Raw genomic sequence first — 17876 nt, forward strand, 5'->3', positions numbered from 1 at the left:
GATGCTGCTGTTGACCCGCACATCGCTGGATCAGCACCACCGCGAGACCATTCACCGTCTCGGCAAGCGTGCTGCCGACGCACAATCCGCCTTGCACCGCGAGCTGCTGCGGCTGCCGCGATTCAGCCCGATCCGTAAGGCTATATGGGCCAACTCCATGCGACATGCGCCCGCGCGCATGTCGCCAAGGAGAACGCGATCCATGGATGAAGCCACCGCAACCAAGCCTTTCGCCACCGATCCCGTCGCCGAGCCGCCGGCCGCCGCCATAACCCAGTTCGAAACCGCCGCTGCCGCCGCGGTCGAGGCGGCAGAGGTGCGGGCCTGCTTTCACCATGCGGAGCGCGAGGATGGGTGGACGCCCGAGAAGATCCGCAGCTTCCTCCACACCTTGGCCGAAACCGGCGTGGTCGAGGATGCGGCGGCCGCGGTCGGGATCAGCCGCCAGAGCGCCTATCGGCTGCGCAACAGCGAACGCGGGCGGGCCTTCCGTCTCGCCTGGGGCGTGGCGTGCCGTTGCGCGCGCAACCGGCTTGCCGACGATGTCTATCGCCGCGCCGTCTATGGCAGCGTCGAGACGATCCGCCGCGGGGATGAGATCATCCAGCGCCACCGCCATGACGATCGCCTCGCGATGGCGGTGCTCGCCCGGCTGGATCGCCTCGAACGGGATGGGATGAAGGAGCGCGATGCCGGGGAGATCGTCGCGGAATCGTTCGATACCTTCGTCGATCTCGTCGCGCAGGGCGGGGCCGGTCCCGCCAATTTCATCGAGAAAAACTATAAGGGCGGCTATGACCGGCGGACGCCGACGACGATCTTGATCGATGCGTTGAACCGGATCGCCGGCGTCCGGCGGCGCAACCGGTTCTGAGCGCGTGCGGGCCGAATTCACTGTCACCTTTGTCACTTTCGGCCGCTCTTTCGGGCGCGCGGCCGGCCGGCTGCCGTTCGCAAAGACGCTCGTCGCTTCCGTCTTGCAAATGCCTCCCTTCGCCGTGCTAGGCTCGCGTCTCAACGCCCTTGGGGTCGAACATGATGAAGGTTTTGAGCCTCGCGCTGGCGCTCGCCCTGGCGGTGCCCGCACTTCCCGGCGCCGCGCAGGCCCAGGCGCCCGCGAATGCCGGCAAGCTCCACGTCGATACGCGCTATTTCACGCTGCCCAACGGCCTCAAGGTGGTGATGACCCGCGACACGATCGCGCCCACGGTCACCGTCGCGGTCTATTACGGCATCGGTTTCCGCGTGGAGCCGCGCGATCGCACCGGCTTCGCGCATCTGTTCGAGCATCTGATGTTCCAGGGCTCGAAACATGCGCCCAAGGGCGTGTTCGATACCACCATCACCAATGCCGGCGGCATCAACAACGGCTCGACCCGCTTCGATTTCACCAATTATTACGAGATCGTCCCCTCGGGCGCGCTCGATCGCATGCTCTGGCTGGAGGCCGACCGCATGGCCAGCCCGGTGATCGACGAGGCCGTGCTCAAGAACCAGCAGGGCGTGGTCGGCAACGAGATCAAGGTCAATGTCCTCAACCAGCCCTACAGCACCTGGCCGTGGATCGACCTGCCGATGCTGGCCAACAGCAACTGGTACAACAGCCATAACTTCTACGGTGAGCTGACCGAGGTGGAAGCCGCGACCGTGCCGGACGCGCAGAGCTTCTCGAAGCAATTCTACCGGCCCAACAACGCCGTGCTCGTGATCGCCGGGGACATCGACTATGCCGCCGCGCGCGCGACGGTGGAGAAATATTTCACGCCCATCCCCGCGGCGGCACCGGTCGCGCTCCCCGACATTTCCGAACCGCGCCAGACCGCGGAGAAGTTCAAGAGCCGCGTCGATGCGCTCGCGCCCAAGCCCGGCTATGCCGCAGGCTATCACGCGCCCGATCGCGGCACCCCCGAATGGTATGCGATGGGGCTGATCGACCAGATCATGGTCCAGGGCGACGATAGTCGCCTCTATCGCAAGCTCGTCCAGGAAACCGGCATCGCCGGCGAGGTCGGCGGCGGGATCAATGCCGATCTCGGCAACATGTTCAACTATCGCGGGCCGATGCTGTGGAGCTTCAGCTTCACCCATGATCCCACCCACACGACCGCGCAGATCACCAGGGCGATCGACGAGGTCGTCGAGGATCTGCGCAGCAAGCCGATCAGCGCGGCGGAGCTTCAGCGCGCGCGGATCAAGATGCGGTCGGACCTCTACGGCACGATCGACGGCGCCTATCGCGTCGGCCTCGTCGATCTACTCGCGGTCTATGCGCTGTTCGACAATGATCCGGCCGCGATCAACCGGATCGAGGAGGGCTTCGCGAAGGTGACGCCCGAACTGATCCAGAAGACCGCGCAGGACTATCTGCGCAAGACCAATCGCTCGATCTATGTCGTCGAACCCGGGGCCGCCAAGGCCGATGCCGTTGCCAAGGCCGATTCCCCCAACGGAGGCCAGTGATGCGCTACGCGCTCCTCACCGTCGCGGCATTGCTCGCCGCCGTCCCGGCCACAGCGCAGGACGCGTTTCCGCCCGCGCCGCCGATCGCCGATCCCAAGCCTTTCACCTTGCCGGCGACCGAAACCTTCGCGCTGCCCAATGGGCTGCAGGTCACGCTGATCCCCTATGGCATCGCGCCCAAGGCGGTGGTGTCGCTGCGCGTCCGCGCCGGCAACGCCACCGAGGGGGCGGATACCTGGCTCGCGGATCTCACCGGCGCGATGATGAAGGAAGGTGCCGGCGGGCGGACGGCGGCTCAGGTCGCGGCGGCGGCGGCCGGCATGGGCGGTCAGCTCGATGTCATCGTCAATCAGCAGGGCACGCAGGTCACCACCAACATCCTCTCCGAATATGCGCCCGATGCGATCGCGCTGGTGAGAGATGTCGCGATCAAGCCCACCCTGCCGGCGGGCGAGCTCGCGCGGGTGAAGGCCAATCTCGGCCGCCAGCTTTCGGTGGCGCTGTCGCAGCCGGGCACGCTCGCCGATGTGGCGCTGGCGCGGCGGATCTACGGCCCCGACCATCCCTATGGCCGGATCATTCCCACCCAGGCGCAGCTCGCCGCCTACACGATCGATCAGGTCAAGACCTTTCGCGCCGGCCAGTTCGGTGCGCGGCGGTCCCACCTCTATGTCGCCGGGCGCTTCGATGCGGCGGCGGTGAAGGCGGCGGTGGCGAAGGCGTTCGGCGGCTGGACGCCGGGCCCGGAGCCGCTGAAGATCGAAAGCCCGCACACCGCCGGCCCGCAATTGCTGCTGGTTGATCGCCCGGGTGCGCCGCAGACCACCTTGCGGCTGACCTTCGACGCGGCGCTCGCCGGCAGCGCTGCCGACATTCCGCAACGCGTCACCAACGCGCTGCTCGGCGGCGCGTTCAGCTCGCGCATCACCACCAACATCCGCGAGGACAAGGGCTATACCTATTCGCCCTATTCCGCGATCGCCTTCCAGCCCGGCGACGCGCTGTGGACCTTCGAGGCGGACGTGACCACCGAACATAGCGGCGATTCGCTGCGTGAGGTGTTCAAGGAGATCCGCCGCATGCAGACCGAGGCGGTGCCGGCGGAGGAAGCCAGGGGCATCCGCACCTACATGGCCGGGCTGTTCGCGATCCAGAACGCGACCTCGCCCGCGGTGGTCAACACGCTGGCGACGCGCGACCTGCTTGGCCTGCCCGCGGACTGGACCGATCGCTATGTCCCCGCGGTGCTGGCGGTGTCGCCGCCGCAGATGATGGTCTCGGCCAAGGCCTCCTACCCGCTCGGCAAGCTCACCCTCGTCATCGTCGGCGATCTCAAGACGGTGGTGCCCCAGCTGAAGGCCCAGCCCGAGCTGGCCAATGTGCCGACGGCGACGGTGACGGTGCCCTGACGCTCTACCCCGCGTCCTGTGCAATATATTGCTCGGCGCGGTCGGGGTCGAACAGCCGCCCATCGAAGAAGCGGTCCGGCCCCAGGATCAGCCGGCCATGCGTTGACCCCGCGCCGATCGGCGCGGCGATCGCGCCCTCCACCTTCGCGCTGGCGCCCGGCAGCACCGCGCCGGTGCCGGCGAGCGCGCGGCGGTAGATGTCCGGGCGGAACACGCCCGCCGCCGCCTCGAAGCCGTCGGGCAGCGCGCTGGCATGGCCCCAGCGGCGCATCTGCGACCACAGCCACATCGCCTGGCTGCGCCACGGGAAGTTGGCGGCCTCCCGGTGGAGCACCAGGAAGTCGCGGATCGCCACCGGCTCGGCGCCGGCGCTGAGCACCAGGCGGTCGGCGAGCGCCCGTTCGATGAGGGTGGCGGGTTGGTCGATATATGCAGGCCGAGCCAGCAAGGCCGCGATCTCGCCGCGGCGCGCGGGGTCTCCGCAGAGCCGGCCCGCGGCGTGGAGCGCGCGGATCAGCGCCGCCACCTCGTCGCCGCGCGCGTCGAGCGTCGTCTTGCGGAAGGCGAGCAGCTTCTCGACGCCGCGGCTCCAGATCCGCGCGGTCGCCGCGACCATCACCCCCAGGCCGCGCTCCACCGCCACGCTGTTCCAGGGCTCGCCGACGCAGGAACCGTCGATCTCTCCCGATTCGAGCGCCTCGGCGACGAAGGGCGGCGGCACCACCACGATCTCGACGTCGCGGTCGGGGTCGCAGCCGCAGGCGGCCAGCCAGTAGCGCAGCATATAGTTGTGGCTGGAATAGCGATGGACCACCGCCAGCCGCAGCCGATGCCCGCGCGCCGCCTCTGTCCGCGCGACCTCGGCCAGCGCGCGGCCGGCGGCGCCTGCATCGCCCGCGGCGTCGATGCCGACCAGCGCAGCGATTCGCGTCGAGAGCGTCACTGCGTTGCCGTTGAGCCCCAGCATGAAGGGCGCGCCGAGCGGCACCGCCGGCCGGTCCAGCCCCAGTGCTGTGGCGATGGCGAGCGGGGCGAGCAGGTGCGCCGCATCCGTCTGGCCGTAGATCAGCCGGTCGCGCACCGTCGCCCAGCTCGGATCCTTGACCAGTTCGATCGCCACGCCCTCGGCCGCGGCAAGGCCCATCTCGTGCGCGACGATCGGCAGCGCCGCGTCGACCAGGGGCAGGAAGCCGATCCGAAAGCCGCTCATCCCTGTCCCCCCAGCAGCGCATCCGCCGTTACCAGCGCCTCGGCGATGTCGGCGATGCGCTTGCCGCTATCCATCGCCTGCTTGCGCAGCAGCGCATAGGCGGCGGGCTCGTCGATGCCGCGCCGTTTCATCAGCAGCGCCTTGGCCTTGTCGATCGCGCGCCGGTCGGCCAGCGCCGATCGCGCCTCGGCCAGCTCGGCCTGCAGATGGGCGAAGGCGTTGAAGCGGCGCACCGCGAGCTCGAGCACCGGCTTGATCCGCTCCTTGCGCAGCCCGTCGACGACATAGGCGGAGATGCCGGCATCCACCGCCTCGGCGATCGAGCGCTCGTCGGACTGGTCGACGAACATCGCGATCGGCCGCGCCAGCGCACGCGACAGCGCGAAGCTTTCCTCAAGCACGTCCCGCCCCGGATTCTCAAGGTTGATCAGCACCACGTCGGGCGCGAGCGCGGCGAGTCGCGCGGCCAGACCGATTCGTTCGATCAATATGGTGATGTCGGCCAGCCCGGCCTCGCGCAGCCCTTCCTCGATCACCGCGGCCCGCGCCGGGCTTTCGTCGACGATCGCGATCTTCAGCGCTGCCTCCTTGCCCCAGAAGCCAAGCCGTGCCGAGCGCGGGCGCTCAAGTCAACCGTCGCGCGCCACCGCAGGCTTGCGTTGTCCAGCGCGGTCGGGCAATAAGAACAAACAAGGAACATTTAGGATCAGACCGTGAGCCGAGCAAGCAGCGACCTGCCGGTTGCGGCGGGCGCCGCTTCGCCCGCGCGCCGCGCCTATTGCCTGCGTCCCACCGCCTGCATCGCCGGGCGTCGCGGCTGCTGCGCATTGTGCCAGCCGCATCGCGGGCGCACCGAAGACCATGTCACGCGCGACGAACTGGTCGTCGCTGCGCGCCGCGGAGGGATGAGCCTGCGCCGAATCGCGGCGGCATATGCAATCACGCACCAGCGCGTGCTGCAGATCCTGCGCAACGCCGGCGAAGCGCCGCCCGTCCGCCGCGCCGGCCGCTCACGCCTCCATTTTGACGATAATCGCCAAAGCAGAGGCGATTCGGCTTTGTAGCGGGCGCAGAGCCTTCCTACGCTAGCCCATTCCGACCTACGCTCGCCCATTCCGACGCTCGGGAAGGCGCCGGACCTGGCCAAAACTCGCGAGAGGGCACGCCAAGGCTGGGTGGATTCAGCGTGCTCCTGCCTACCGTCTGCGCGCCGGCCGCGACCAGCCTGCACGCTTTCCCCGGCCCACCCGCGGCCTTCCCGATGCGGCGGAACGGCGCGATCGGCTGGCTGGTCGCCCTTCATCGCCGGTGCTTTGCGCAGCCGAAAACGAAGCCGGTTCACGGCTTGCGAAGGCGGCTTTACGTTCCCCACGATTGATCGGAAAAATCGATGTCTGGAACCGAACTTATCGGTTTTCTTTGGTCGCCGCAGGCCCATATAGGGACCGTCATCAACACCCAAGCGGAGATGCTCATGTCCCTCATCGGAAGCCAGATCAAACCCTTCAAGACCGAAGCCTTCAAGGACGGCAAGTTCTCGACCGTCACCGACGGCGACGTGAAGGGCGGCTGGTCGGTGTTCTTCTTCTACCCGGCGGACTTCACCTTCGTGTGCCCGACCGAGTTGGAGGACCTGGCCGACAATTATGACGCGTTCCAGGCGCTTGGCGTCGAAATTTACAGCGTCTCGACCGACACGCACTTCTCGCACAAGGCGTGGCACGACACCTCGCCGGCGATCGGCAAGATCAAGTACACGATGCTCGGCGATCCGACCGGCACGATCACGCGCAACTTCGACGTGATGATTGAGGAAGCCGGCCTGGCCGACCGCGGCACCTTCGTCGTCGATCCGGAAGGTAACATCCAGATCGTCGAGATCACCGCAGGCGGCATCGGCCGCGACGCGACGGAGCTGCTGCGCAAGGTGAAGGCCGCGCAGTACGTCGCTTCGCACCCGGGTGAGGTCTGCCCCGCCAAGTGGCAGGAAGGCAACGAGACCCTGGCGCCGTCGCTCGACCTTGTCGGCAAGATCTAAGTCAAACCAATAGCCCTCATCGGGTCGCACCGCGCACCGGGGCCGGATCACCGTCCGGCCCCGGGCGTAAATTGAGGGGCATCAACTCAAGAAACGGAACAGGACATGCTCGACGCGAATCTCAAGCAGCAGTTGAAAGCCTATCTCGGCAACATCACCCAGCCGATCGAGCTGGTGGCGTCGCTGGACGATGGCGACAAATCACGCGAAATGCTCGCCCTGCTGGAGGACATCGCCGGCCTGTCCGAAAAGGTCGCGGTCGTCCGCCAGGACGATGACAAGCGCACCCCCAGCTTCATGATCCGGCGTGTCGGCACGGATATCGGCGTGCGTTTCGCCGGTCTGCCGATGGGCCACGAATTCACCTCGCTCGTGCTCGCCCTGCTGCAGGTCGGCGGCCATCCGTCCAAGGCCGCGCAGGAGCTGATCCAGCAGGTGAAGGATCTCGATGGCGATTATGCCTTCGAAACCTATTTCTCGCTGTCCTGCCAGAACTGTCCGGATGTCGTGCAGGCGCTGAACCTAATGGCGGTGCTGAACCCCCGGATCAGCCATGTCGCGATCGACGGCGCGCTGTTCCAGGACGAGGTCACCGAGCGCAAGGTGATGGCGGTGCCCACCGTCTTCCTCAACGGCGAACCCTTCGCCCAGGGGCGGATGGAACTCGAGCAGATCGTCGCCAAGATCGACAGCGGCGCCAGCGCGCGCGCGGCCGAGAAGATCAAGGCGAAGGATCCGTTCGACGTGCTCGTAATCGGCGGCGGCCCTGCCGGTGCCGCGGCGGCGATCTATGCCGCGCGCAAGGGTATACGCACGGGCGTTGCCGCCGAGCGGTTCGGCGGGCAGGTGCTGGATACGATGGGCATCGAGAACTTCATCTCGGTGCAGCACACCGAAGGGCCCAAGCTCGCCGCGCAGCTCGAACAGCATGTGAAGGAATATGATGTCGACATCATGAACCTGCAGCGTGCCGAAAAGCTGATCACCGCGCGCACGCCGGGCGGCCTGCACGAGGTGCGGCTGGAGAATGGCGCATCGCTGAAGGCTCGCACCGTGATCCTCTCGACCGGTGCCCGCTGGCGCCAGATGGGCGTGCCGGGCGAGGACCAGTATCGCAACAAGGGCGTGGCCTATTGCCCGCACTGCGACGGCCCGCTGTTCAAGGGCAAGCGCGTGGCGGTGATCGGCGGTGGCAATAGCGGCGTCGAGGCGGCGATCGACCTCGCCGGCATCGTCGCACACGTCACGCTGATCGAGTTCGACAGTGATCTGCGCGCCGACGCGGTGCTCCAGCGCAAGCTGGCCAGCCTGCCCAACGTCAAGATCATCACCTCGGCGCTGACGACGGAGGTGCTTGGCGATGGCGAGAAGGTGGTGGGCCTGACCTACAAGGATCGCAACCATGACAGCGTCCACCAGATCGAGCTGGAGGGCATCTTCGTCCAGATCGGTCTGGTGCCGAACACGGAATGGCTGCGGGACTCGATTGCGCTCTCGCCGCGCGGCGAGATCGAGATCGATCATCGCGGCGAGACCTCCAAGCCGGGCGTCTTCGCGGCCGGTGACGCGACCACGGTGCCCTACAAGCAGATCGTGATCGCGATGGGCGAAGGTTCGAAGGCAGCACTTTCGGCATTCGATTACATGATCCGGCTGACGCCGGTCGAGGAAGCTGCCGCGGCCTGACGGATTGCAGGCATTAGAGATCCGGCGGGTGTTGCCCGCCGGATGCTCCCTCATTCCCGAACGATCAGTGGATCAGCGCCAGCGCGGCATTGCGCTCCAAGGCCCGCGGATTGAGCTTCACCGCTTCCTGACGCGCGGCTTCCGCTTCTTCCTTGCGGCCCAGCATCGTCTGCGCGTCGGCCGCGACCAGCCAGGTCAGCGACGAGCGCCATTTTGATTCGAGCACCGGTTTCAGAGTCGCCAGCGCCGCGTCAGGCTGGGCATTGGCGAGTTGCGCTGCGGCCAGCTGCGTCAGCGCTTCGCCGAACGGCCGCTCGGCGGCGTTAAGCTTCGCCAACTCCAGTGCCCGCGCCGGATCGCCGAACGACAGATAATGGTCGATCGCGTGGCCCCACGCCGCCTGCGGCAACGCTGCCAGGCGTCGTTCCCATTCGGCGCCTGCGCGCGCTGCCCATGCCTCGCTGTCGGCACGATCCCCCATCGCGCGATAGACGCCGGCGACGGCGTCCATCATGTCTGGATGGTCGCTGCGCTGGGCGAGCGCGGTGAAGCGCTTGAGCGCACCGGGCAGGTCGCCCTTCAGCGCCTGCATCTTGGCGATGCGGGATTCGATCCGCCAGTCGCCCGGAAAACGCCGATTCGCTTCGGCAAAATGCTTCGCCGCATCGTCCCACCGGCCGCGATCGAAATCGATCAACCCGCGCTGGAGCTCGAACCAGCCGCGCTGTTCGAAGGCGGGGCCGGTGACCAGCCACTCCGCCTCGTTCAGATAGGCGATCGCCTTGTCATGATCGCCGGTGCGCCAGAACCAGGTCGATAGACGCAGCAGATTGTCATAGCCGCCCTGCTCACGCTCGATCCGCCGATAGGTGACAAGGGCCGCATCGTAACGGCCGCGGTAGAAATCCAGGTCGGCACGGTCGGCATCGATGGCGGCGCGCTCCAGCTTGTTGGGGCCGACCGCGATCGAGTCGACGGATTTCAGATCGGGCTCGACCGCCGACAAGCGGTGGACATGAAAGTTGAACGCAATCCGTTCCCAGTGCGGGCCCAGCCGCTCATTCTCGGCACGCGCGAACGCGGCTGTAAGCGCCTGTTCGGCAGCGACGAGATCGTCGAGCCGGCCGGTCATCATTGCGCGCTCGATCCTCAGGCGAAGGATACGGTCGAGATGATCGGTCTTGGCCGGTAACCGGCCCTCGTCACCAAGGGCGCGGCGCTTGCCGTCGATCTCCGCCAGTGCGGCGGCGTAGGTCTCGGGCACGCCGATTTGGACGGGGCGCTTCCACGGAGGCGCCTCGCCGAAGCGATGGCCGTTGATCATGGTTTGCGCCGGCGGTGCCGCCGGCTCCCAAGGGCGCACGACGAAGAGTGTGGCGACCGAGGCCGCCGCACCCGCCATCAGCAGCAGCGACGGACGAGCCGGGCTGACTGCCGGTTGAGCATTGGCCATGACCCGATCAGGCGGGCCTGGCGCAGGGAACCAGGCCAGCGCGGCGGAAGTCGTCGTCGAGCAGGGTGGCGAGGCCGGTCAGGTTGACCTTCATCTCAGGGATGAACATCCCAGTCGCATAGTCCACCGGCTTGCTGTCGTTATAGAGTGGCTGACGATTGCCCGACATCAGCACTGTCGACGTCACCGGATTGCCCATCGAATCGACCGAAGCATAGTCGCTGAGCGGATTGGTCCGGAAGTTGAAGCCGCTGCCGGATCCCTCGGGCCGGACCGGGCCGAATGCGGTGCCGAGATAGGGGAAGTCCGGCCGGAACGGCTTGTCGTTCGCCGGCGGATTGAGCGCGAGCTTGGCGACGACGTCGCGCGGATGGCGCGTCAGATCGATGAAGAAATAGCCGAGCGCGAGGTCGGGCGTGGGATCCTGGAAGCGGCGGCCATTGGGATAACCGTTGGGCTTCGACGGGTCGAAGTGGACGACGTCTTCCTTGATGAACTGCTCTACCGTCTTGCCGGGCAACAGATCCGGCGCGATGAGTTGCTGGAAGCAGGGCTCGATGTTGAGCGCGGTCGGCGTCGGCGTGCCCGGAGTGGGCGTGGGGGTCGGCGTGGGCGTGGGAGTCGGCGTGCCGCCACCACCGCCACCGCCACCGCCGCCGCTGTCGGCGGAACTGCAGGCGCTCACCGCGAAGGCGCACGCCGCGGCACAGACGAGAAGGATGGATTTCTTCATGATCACAGCCCCGGCCGGATGCGGTTGGTAGCGACGGAGACGCCGAGGACATTGCTGCCGTTCAGCACATTGGGCTTGTCCGTCTCGATCGCGAAGCCGGAGACATTTCCGTTCGCGAAGAAATCGCGCGTGTTGACGAAGCGCAGGTCGCCGTTGGTGCGGGTGTTGTCGAGCCCGAGCACATCGAAGAAGAAGGGGTCCTCGAACAGGCCGGCCATGAAGCGCGTGCCGTTCTTGCTGAATTCCTTCTGCAGCGGCACCACCACCGTCTCGCTCTCGAGCCCGGGCAGGCCCTTGGCCTGCACGCCCCACTGGCCCGCCGCGTTGGGCGCGAAGCGGAACTCGATGATTTTCTCGATGGTGGAGATGTTGGCATCGTTCGAGATGCGAATCTGGTAGACCACATCGCGGTCGAACAGGCCGGGCGCTTCGGGCACATAGGGGCCGCCGAAGGTGAAGCACATCACGAACTTGGTGTCGGTCTGCCAGACGTAGATGTCGGCGATATCGGCGCCGCGATCGAGGATCGGCACGCTCGTCGGGCGACCGACACGCGAACCTGGTTCATTATGGTCCGCGGCGACTACCGGCCGCTCGACGAACAATATGGCCGCGGTGCAGGCGACGATAACGCCGCCCATCAGGCCATTTATCAGCGAAGTCATGCGCATCGAAAACCCCCGGTCGAAGGGACAGGCGCGGACGCCCTTCCCATGAACGCCCGACCCATTCAGTGCCACTCGTCACAGCTACGAGGGAACGCCAATGAAGTCTGCGGCTGCAACGACCCGGTTTTTCGAATTTTTTAAAGGATAGCGCGTGGTCGGCGCAACCGCCACCCCGAATCATAAGCTTGACAAGGATCAAGCCTGGGGGCGCCGGTGCGGCGAACGATCAGCGCCTTCGCGAAAAGAGGATCGCGACCAGCCCGACGACGAGAAGCACCGCGCCATTGTAGGTCCAGCGCGACTGATCGATCATGAAGCTGCTCGCCGGCCAGCGCACCAGCCCGGTTCCCTGACCGACCCACAGCAGCCCGACGACGAGCGCGACGATGCCCGCAATCAACGTCAGGGTCCGTATCGCGCGCATCGGCATCATCCTTTTTCATGCGGCAACGGCCCGGTCTTGCCGACCGGGCCGTGCCAGTGTGGCGCATCCGCGCCCAGCCTGTCGAGCCGCGCCGGAGCGCGGCCCAGGCGCGATCAACGATCGCCGACCGACAGATAGTCGCGCTGCGTCGGGCCGACATAGAGCTGGCGCGGACGGCCGATCTTCTGCGCCGGATCCGAGATCATCTCGTTCCACTGCGCGACCCAGCCGACGGTGCGGGCGAGCGCGAAGAGCACGGTAAACATCGAGGTCGGGAAGCCGATCGCCGACAGGATCACGCCCGAGTAGAAATCGACATTCGGGTAGAGCTTCTTCTCGATGAAATAGTCATCCTTGAGCGCGATCTGTTCAAGCTCGCGGGCCACGTCGAAGATCGGATCGGTCACGCCCAGCTTGTTGAGCACGTCGGTCGCGGTCTTCTGCATCACCTTCGCGCGCGGGTCGAAATTCTTGTACACGCGGTGGCCGAAGCCCATCAGGCGGAACGGATCGTCCTTGTTCTTGGCGCGGGCGATATATTCCGGGATCTTTTCCACGGTGCCGATCTCGCGAAGCATGTTGAGCGCCGCTTCGTTGGCGCCGCCATGCGCCGGGCCCCACAGGCAGGCGATGCCGGCCGCGATGCACGCGAACGGATTGGCGCCCGACGAGCCGGCGAGACGAACGGTCGAGGTCGACGCGTTCTGCTCATGGTCGGCGTGGAGGATGAAGATCTTGTCCATCGCATCGACGATGATCGGATCGACGACATATTCCTCGGCGGGGACGCTGAAGGTCATCCGCAGGAAGTTGGCGGTGTAGCTGAGATCGTTGTTCGGATAGACGAACGGCTGGCCGACGGAATATTTGTAAGCCATCGCTGCGATCGTCGGCATCTTCGCGATCAGCCGGTGGATCGCGATCATCCGCTGCTGCGGATCGGCGATGTCGGTCGAGTCGTGATAGAAGGCCGAAAGCGCGCCGACCACGCCGCACATGATCGCCATCGGGTGCGCATCGCGACGGAAGCCACGGTAGAAGGTGGCGAGCTGCTCGTGCAGCATGGTGTGGCGGGTGATGGTGTTGCTGAACTTGTCGAGCTCATCGCCGGTCGGCAGTTCACCGTTGATCAGCAGATAGGCGACTTCCATGAAGCTCGACTTCTCGGCGAGCTGGTCAATCGGATAGCCGCGGTGGAGCAGGATGCCCGCATCGCCATCGATGTAGGTCAGCGCCGATTCGCACGACGCCGTCGAGGTGAAGCCCGGATCGTAGGTGAAAGCGCCCGTCTCCGCGTACAGCTTGCGGATGTCGATGACATCCGGACCAACGCTGCCGGACAGGACCGGATAGTCCTTGTTCGCCCCGCCAATCGTCAGTTGCGCTTTCTGGTCACCCATATTCTGCTCCATCTATGTGGTTGCGTCAGGCGCGCTGGTCGGCAGCGGTCAGGCTGTCGTCCAACCGACCGAGCGACTCATCGCGCCCGAGCAGCACCAGCACGTCAAAAATCCCCGGCGAGGTCGAACGCCCGGTGAGCGCCGCTCGAAGCGGCTGCGCCACCTTGCCGAGACCGATACCGGCATCCTCTGCGACCCCGCGCACCGCCTCTTCGAGAGCCGGCACGGTCCATTCAGGAACCGCACCGATCGCCTCGCGGGTCTTGCCCAGGAGCGTTAGCGCGTCACCCATTAACAGCGCCGATGCCTTCTCGTCGAGCGAAAGCGGGCGCTTGTCGAACAGGAAAGCGGCACCTTGCGCAAGCTCGACCAGGGATTTGGCACGCGGTTTGAGCCCGGGCATCGCGGCGGCGAGAAGCGCCTGTTCGGCAGCGTCGGGCGTGCGGCCGATCTGCGCCTCGACATGCGGCAATGTCGCCTGCACCAGGCGCGCATCGTCAGCCTCCCGGATGTAATGGCCGTTGAGGTTTTCCAGCTTCTTGAGGTCGAAGCGCGAGGGCGAGCGGCCGACGCCCGCAAGGTCGAACCATTCGGTCGCCTGCGCGCGGCTGATGATCTCGGCATCTCCATGGCCCCAGCCGAGCCGCAGCAGATAGTTGGACAGCGCCTCGGGCAGCACGCCCAGCTCGTCGCGGTAGGATTCAACGCCGGTGGCGCCGTGGCGCTTGGACATCTTGGCGCCGTCATGCCCGTGGATCAGCGGCACATGGGCGTAGACCGGCTCGGGCCAACCCATCGCGCGGATCACCGCGAGCTGGCGGAAGGCGTTGTTGAGATGGTCGTCGCCGCGGATGACGTGGGTGACACCCATGTCATGATCGTCGACCACCACCGCGAGCATGTAGGTGGGCGTGCCATCCGACCGGAGCAGAACGAAATCGTCGAGCTCTGCGTTGCGCACGGTCACCCTGCCCTGCACGCGGTCCTCGATCACCGTCTCGCCCTCGACCGTCGCCTTGATGCGCACGACATAGGGCGCGCCCTCGGGCGCTTCGGACGGATCGCGGTCACGCCAGCGGCCATCATAGCGCATCGGCTGCTTGTTAGCGCGTTGCTCGGCGCGCATCGCCTCCAGTTCCTCGGCGGTGGCGAAGCATTTATAAGCCTTGCCTTCAGCGAGAAGCTGGTTTGCAACTTCCGCATGGCGATCGGCGCGGGCGAACTGGAACACGGTCTCACCGTCCCAGTCCAGCTCCAGCCAGCGCATCGAATCGAGGATTTTGTCGATCGCATCCTGCGTGGAGCGGACACGATCGGTGTCCTCGATCCTTAGCAGGAACTTGCCGCCGTGATGGCGGGCGAACAGCCAGTTGAACAGCGCGGTGCGCGCGCCGCCGATGTGCAGGAACCCCGTGGGGGAAGGCGCGAACCGCGTGATGACGGCGCTACCGGTGGCTTCGTGACTTGCGCTCAACCGCGCTTGCTCCCAGAAACTGGCGATATGGACATGATCGTTCGGCGACGCCCCTAGCATGGCATATGCGCCGCGACAAACCGTGCTCCGGTGAACCTTGCGGCGGCGTTCAGGGGCGTAATCAATTCCCTGGAACAAAAGCTTTTTCTGGAGCGGGACCAGCTCGCTTTGTGGCTGCCCGTGGCCTTGGGCGGCGGCATTGCCGCCTGGTTCGCGCTGCCCGGTGCCCCCGCCTGGGTTGCGTGGATCGCGGCGGCGGGGGGACTCGGTGCCGCCGGGTTCGCGGCCGGAGCCGGCGGCCGGATCGGCCGGGCGATGCTCGTCGCCGGGCTGCTCGCGGCGATCGGCTGCGCGCTGGTGTGGGCACGGGCCGAATGGCGCACCGCGCCTGTGCTGGGCCGGCCGACCGTCACCACCGTCACCGGCACGATCGAGCGCGCGCAGCCGCTGCCCGCGCGTGATGCGGTGCGGCTGACGCTGGCTACCGGCGGAACCGATGGTTTGCCGCCACGCGTGCGCATCTCAGTCCCCGAGGATCAGGCGGTGCCGATGTTCCGCGTCGGAGAGCGGGTGACAGCACGGGCCCGGTTGGTGCCGCCGCCCTCCGCCGCGGTGCCGGGCGCCTATGACTATGCGCGCGTCGCCTGGTTCGACGGCATCGGGGGCACCGGTAGCGTGTTGGGCGATATCACACGATTGTCGCCGCCGGGCGCCGGCACACTGCCCACGCGCGATCGGCTCTCAGCGCATATCCGCGCGCAACTGCCTGCAGCAGAGGGTGGCATCGCCGCGGCGCTCGCCACCGGCGACCAGGGTGCGATTCCGGACGAGGATGCGGAGGCGATGCGCCGATCCGGCCTTGCGCATCTGCTGTCGATCAGCGGTCTGCACATCACCGCGATGTTCGCGGGCGTCTCGCTGCTCGTGCTGCGGCTGCTCGCGCTGAGCCCGTGGTTAGCGCTTCGCGCGCCGCTGCTGCTGGTCGCGACCGCGGCAGGCGCGTTGGCCGCGTGCGGCTATACTTGGCTGTCGGGCGCCGAGATCCCGACGATCCGCTCGCTGGTCGCGGCGCTGCTGATCGCACTCGCGATCGCGCTGGGACGCGAGGCGGTGACCTTGCGGCTGGTCGCTGCCGGGGCGCTGATCGTGCTGCTGCTCTGGCCGGAGGCGATCGCCGGCCCCAGCTTCCAGCTCAGCTTTGCTGCGATCACCGCGATCGTGGCGCTGCACGAGCATCCGCGCGTGCGCAGCTGGTTCGAGCGACGCGAGGAGGGCCGAGGCATGCGCCTGCTGCGCGGGCTGGCATCGCTGCTGCTGACCGGACTGGTGGTGGAGATCGCGCTGTCGCCGATCGCGCTGTTCCATTTCCACCGCTCGGGTCTCTATGGCGCGCTCGCCAACATCGTCGCAATCCCGTGGACGACCTTCGTCACGATGCCGCTGGAGGCGGCGGCGCTGATTCTCGACGGCATCGGCGCGCTTATCGGAATTGAGGGGATGGGCACGCCCGCCTGGTGGCTGACCGGACAGTCGCTAAGCCTGCTGCTGTGGCTGGCGCATGCCGTGGCCAATGCGCCCGGTTCGGTGACCGCGCTGCCGGTGGCGCCCAGGGCCGCGCTGGCGCTGGCGGTTGTCGGCGGGCTGTGGATGGGGCTGTGGAAAAGTCGGTGGAGATGGTGGGGGGCGGTGCCCGCCGCTGTCGGCATGCTCTGGATGGCGTTCGCTCCCACACCCGATCTGCTCGTGACGGGCGATGGTCGCCATCTCGCGCTGATCGATTTGGACGGCCGCCCTGCGCTGCTGCGCGCGCGGGCAGGGGATTATGTGCGCCAGACCTTGTCGGAAACCGCGGGCTATGATGGCGAACCGACCGCGCTGGAGGAATTGCCCGGCGCGCGCTGCAACGCCGATCTCTGTACGGTGGACATCGTGCGAGGCGGCGGCGCGTGGCGGCTTCTGGCGACGCGCAGCACCTATGCGGTGCCGGTAGAGGAGATGGTGGCGGCCTGTGCGGCGGCGGATATCGTTGTCAGCGAACGCTGGCTGCCGCGCCGGTGCACGCCGCGATGGCTGAAGCTCGATCGCAACCTGCTAGCGCGGACGGGCGGAGTGGCGATCTATCTCGGTCAGCGCCGGGCGGTGACGGTGGCGGACGCGAATGGCGCGCATCCGTGGGGCGTGAGGGCGCCGGTCGACGCGGGCCCGCCCCGGCCATGCGGGCATGGCTGGGGGCGGGCGTGCTGAGGGTTGGGATGAAGCGCATGAGCGGCCATCGAGCCCGCCCATATGGTGCTCCACCGCTTGATCCCCTCCTCGAGAGGAGGAGGGGAGGAGAGGTTCAGGCGACAGTCGCCTTGACGATCTTGCCCGGCGCGCGCGGCGGTTCGCCCTTGGGGATGCCGTCGACGAACTCCATGCCGCTCTCGACCACGCCCCACACCGTGTACTGGCGATCGAGGAAGGTCGCGTCGGCCAGGCAGATGAAGAACTGGCTGTTGGCGCTGTTCGGGTTGGACGAGCGGGCCATCGAGCAGACACCGCGGACGTGGGGCTCGGCGTTGAATTCGGCCTTGAGGTCGGGCTTCTCGGAGCCGCCCATGCCGGTGCCGGTCGGGTCGCCGCCCTGCGCCATGAAGCCGGCGATGACGCGATGGAAGATCACGCCGTCGTAAAAGCCTTCATTGGCCAGCTCGACGATGCGGGCGACATGGCCCGGGGCGAGATCCGGACGGAGGCGGATCACGACATCGCCATTATCCTTCTCGTTGCCATTATCGAGGGTGAAGGTCAGAGTCTCGGCCACTTGGCTCTCCTGCGTGCTTGGAAGCGGCCGATATAGGCGCTTGCGCGTTGGTGGGAAGCCTCGTTCGCGGCGGGGCCCCGTACGTGGCATTGCCTTCGCACTCGCAGCACGCCAAAGA

The 17876-nt window shown here is 66.9% G+C and carries 16 protein-coding genes; 7 read left to right on the top strand and 9 right to left on the bottom strand.

Translation table 11 applies throughout. From position 1 onward, the window contains the following. The first annotated feature begins 202 nt into the window (after positions 1-202). The 3 genes from FHS96_RS10745 (at position 203) to FHS96_RS10755 (ending at position 3869) form a co-directional block, all read left to right on the top strand. Positions 203-874: a hypothetical protein gene (locus FHS96_RS10745; protein ID WP_429590648.1), complete on the top strand. Its 672-nt coding sequence runs from the start codon at positions 203-205 to the stop codon at positions 872-874. Positions 875-1035: 161 nt separating this feature from the next. Continuing rightward, on the top strand, positions 1036-2460 hold the full coding sequence (locus FHS96_RS10750) for a M16 family metallopeptidase (protein ID WP_429590650.1): 1425 nt from the start codon (positions 1036-1038) through the stop codon (positions 2458-2460). Continuing rightward, positions 2460-3869: a M16 family metallopeptidase gene (locus tag FHS96_RS10755; RefSeq protein ID WP_429590653.1), complete on the top strand. Its 1410-nt coding sequence runs from the start codon at positions 2460-2462 to the stop codon at positions 3867-3869. The genes FHS96_RS10750 and FHS96_RS10755 overlap by 1 nt, the downstream gene beginning before the upstream one ends. 4 nt (positions 3870-3873) lie before the next feature. Here the strand turns inward: FHS96_RS10755 and FHS96_RS10760 are convergent, their stop codons facing one another. Together FHS96_RS10760 and FHS96_RS10765 are read right to left on the bottom strand one after the other, a co-directional pair. Further along, on the bottom strand, positions 3874-5079 hold the full coding sequence (locus tag FHS96_RS10760) for an ABC transporter substrate-binding protein (protein WP_429590655.1): 1206 nt from the start codon (positions 5077-5079) through the stop codon (positions 3874-3876). Beyond that, positions 5076-5657: an ANTAR domain-containing response regulator gene (locus FHS96_RS10765; RefSeq protein WP_429591757.1), complete on the bottom strand. Its 582-nt coding sequence runs from the start codon at positions 5655-5657 to the stop codon at positions 5076-5078. The genes FHS96_RS10760 and FHS96_RS10765 overlap by 4 nt, the downstream gene beginning before the upstream one ends. 135 nt (positions 5658-5792) lie before the next feature. Between FHS96_RS10765 and FHS96_RS10770 the strand changes: the two genes are divergently transcribed. The 3 genes from FHS96_RS10770 (at position 5793) to ahpF (ending at position 8803) form a co-directional block, all read left to right on the top strand. Next, positions 5793-6143, top strand: coding sequence for a hypothetical protein (locus FHS96_RS10770; RefSeq protein ID WP_429590658.1), 351 nt, complete (start codon positions 5793-5795; stop codon positions 6141-6143). Between the two features lie 410 nt (positions 6144-6553). Continuing rightward, complete coding sequence (gene ahpC, locus FHS96_RS10775) at positions 6554-7117, top strand: alkyl hydroperoxide reductase subunit C (RefSeq protein ID WP_429590661.1); 564 nt, start codon at positions 6554-6556, stop codon at positions 7115-7117. A gap of 105 nt (positions 7118-7222) precedes the next feature. After that, positions 7223-8803 carry an alkyl hydroperoxide reductase subunit F gene (gene ahpF / locus FHS96_RS10780; RefSeq protein ID WP_429590664.1) on the top strand — a complete coding sequence of 527 codons (1581 nt, stop codon included), beginning with the start codon at positions 7223-7225 and terminating at the stop codon, positions 8801-8803. Positions 8804-8867: 64 nt separating this feature from the next. Here ahpF and FHS96_RS10785 read toward each other — a convergent pair whose 3' ends face one another. From FHS96_RS10785 to gltX, 6 genes are all read right to left on the bottom strand, one after another. Further along, complete coding sequence (locus FHS96_RS10785; RefSeq protein ID WP_429590667.1) at positions 8868-10256, bottom strand: tetratricopeptide repeat protein; 1389 nt, start codon at positions 10254-10256, stop codon at positions 8868-8870. Between the two features lie 7 nt (positions 10257-10263). Continuing rightward, positions 10264-10989 (bottom strand): DUF4331 family protein, encoded by a 726-nt coding sequence (locus FHS96_RS10790; RefSeq protein ID WP_429590670.1) that lies wholly within the window; start codon positions 10987-10989, stop codon positions 10264-10266. A 2-nt stretch (positions 10990-10991) separates the two neighbouring features. After that, positions 10992-11660 (bottom strand): hypothetical protein, encoded by a 669-nt coding sequence (locus FHS96_RS10795; protein WP_429590673.1) that lies wholly within the window; start codon positions 11658-11660, stop codon positions 10992-10994. 223 nt (positions 11661-11883) lie between these two features. Next, complete coding sequence (locus tag FHS96_RS10800; protein WP_429590676.1) at positions 11884-12081, bottom strand: hypothetical protein; 198 nt, start codon at positions 12079-12081, stop codon at positions 11884-11886. 113 nt (positions 12082-12194) lie between these two features. Continuing rightward, on the bottom strand, positions 12195-13481 hold the full coding sequence (locus FHS96_RS10805) for a citrate synthase (protein WP_429590679.1): 1287 nt from the start codon (positions 13479-13481) through the stop codon (positions 12195-12197). 25 nt (positions 13482-13506) lie between these two features. Beyond that, positions 13507-15015, bottom strand: a complete 1509-nt coding sequence (gltX, locus tag FHS96_RS10810) for a glutamate--tRNA ligase (RefSeq protein WP_429590682.1) — start codon at positions 15013-15015, stop codon at positions 13507-13509. Positions 15016-15123: 108 nt separating this feature from the next. On the opposite strand from gltX, the gene FHS96_RS10815 reads away from it, so the two are divergent. Beyond that, positions 15124-17199 (top strand): ComEC/Rec2 family competence protein, encoded by a 2076-nt coding sequence (locus FHS96_RS10815; protein ID WP_429590685.1) that lies wholly within the window; start codon positions 15124-15126, stop codon positions 17197-17199. A gap of 94 nt (positions 17200-17293) precedes the next feature. Here the strand turns inward: FHS96_RS10815 and FHS96_RS10820 are convergent, their stop codons facing one another. Then, the gene (locus tag FHS96_RS10820; RefSeq protein ID WP_429590688.1) at positions 17294-17758 is read right to left on the bottom strand and encodes a peptidylprolyl isomerase; all 465 of its coding nucleotides are present in this window, start codon (positions 17756-17758) and stop codon (positions 17294-17296) included. Positions 17759-17876: the final 118 nt, after the last annotated feature.

The organism is Sphingomonas zeicaulis, from assembly GCF_050433225.1.
GTDB lineage: Bacteria > Pseudomonadota > Alphaproteobacteria > Sphingomonadales > Sphingomonadaceae > Sphingomonas_D > Sphingomonas_D zeicaulis.

Excerpts from the sequence above, each read along its gene's own strand:
- ahpF (WP_429590664.1), top strand. The coding sequence starts at position 7,223 with ATGCTCGACGCGAATCTCAAGCAGCAGTTGAAAGCCTATCTCGGCAAC.
- FHS96_RS10745 (WP_429590648.1), top strand. The coding sequence starts at position 203 with ATGGATGAAGCCACCGCAACCAAGCCTTTCGCCACCGATCCCGTCGCC.
- FHS96_RS10790 (WP_429590670.1), bottom strand. The coding sequence starts at position 10,989 with ATGAAGAAATCCATCCTTCTCGTCTGTGCCGCGGCGTGCGCCTTCGCG.
- FHS96_RS10800 (WP_429590676.1), bottom strand. The coding sequence starts at position 12,081 with ATGCGCGCGATACGGACCCTGACGTTGATTGCGGGCATCGTCGCGCTC.
- FHS96_RS10755 (WP_429590653.1), top strand. The coding sequence starts at position 2,460 with ATGCGCTACGCGCTCCTCACCGTCGCGGCATTGCTCGCCGCCGTCCCG.
- FHS96_RS10805 (WP_429590679.1), bottom strand. The coding sequence starts at position 13,481 with ATGGGTGACCAGAAAGCGCAACTGACGATTGGCGGGGCGAACAAGGAC.
- gltX (WP_429590682.1), bottom strand. The coding sequence starts at position 15,015 with ATGCTAGGGGCGTCGCCGAACGATCATGTCCATATCGCCAGTTTCTGG.
- ahpC (WP_429590661.1), top strand. The coding sequence starts at position 6,554 with ATGTCCCTCATCGGAAGCCAGATCAAACCCTTCAAGACCGAAGCCTTC.
- FHS96_RS10795 (WP_429590673.1), bottom strand. The coding sequence starts at position 11,660 with ATGCGCATGACTTCGCTGATAAATGGCCTGATGGGCGGCGTTATCGTC.
- FHS96_RS10750 (WP_429590650.1), top strand. The coding sequence starts at position 1,036 with ATGATGAAGGTTTTGAGCCTCGCGCTGGCGCTCGCCCTGGCGGTGCCC.
- FHS96_RS10785 (WP_429590667.1), bottom strand. The coding sequence starts at position 10,256 with ATGGCCAATGCTCAACCGGCAGTCAGCCCGGCTCGTCCGTCGCTGCTG.
- FHS96_RS10760 (WP_429590655.1), bottom strand. The coding sequence starts at position 5,079 with ATGAGCGGCTTTCGGATCGGCTTCCTGCCCCTGGTCGACGCGGCGCTG.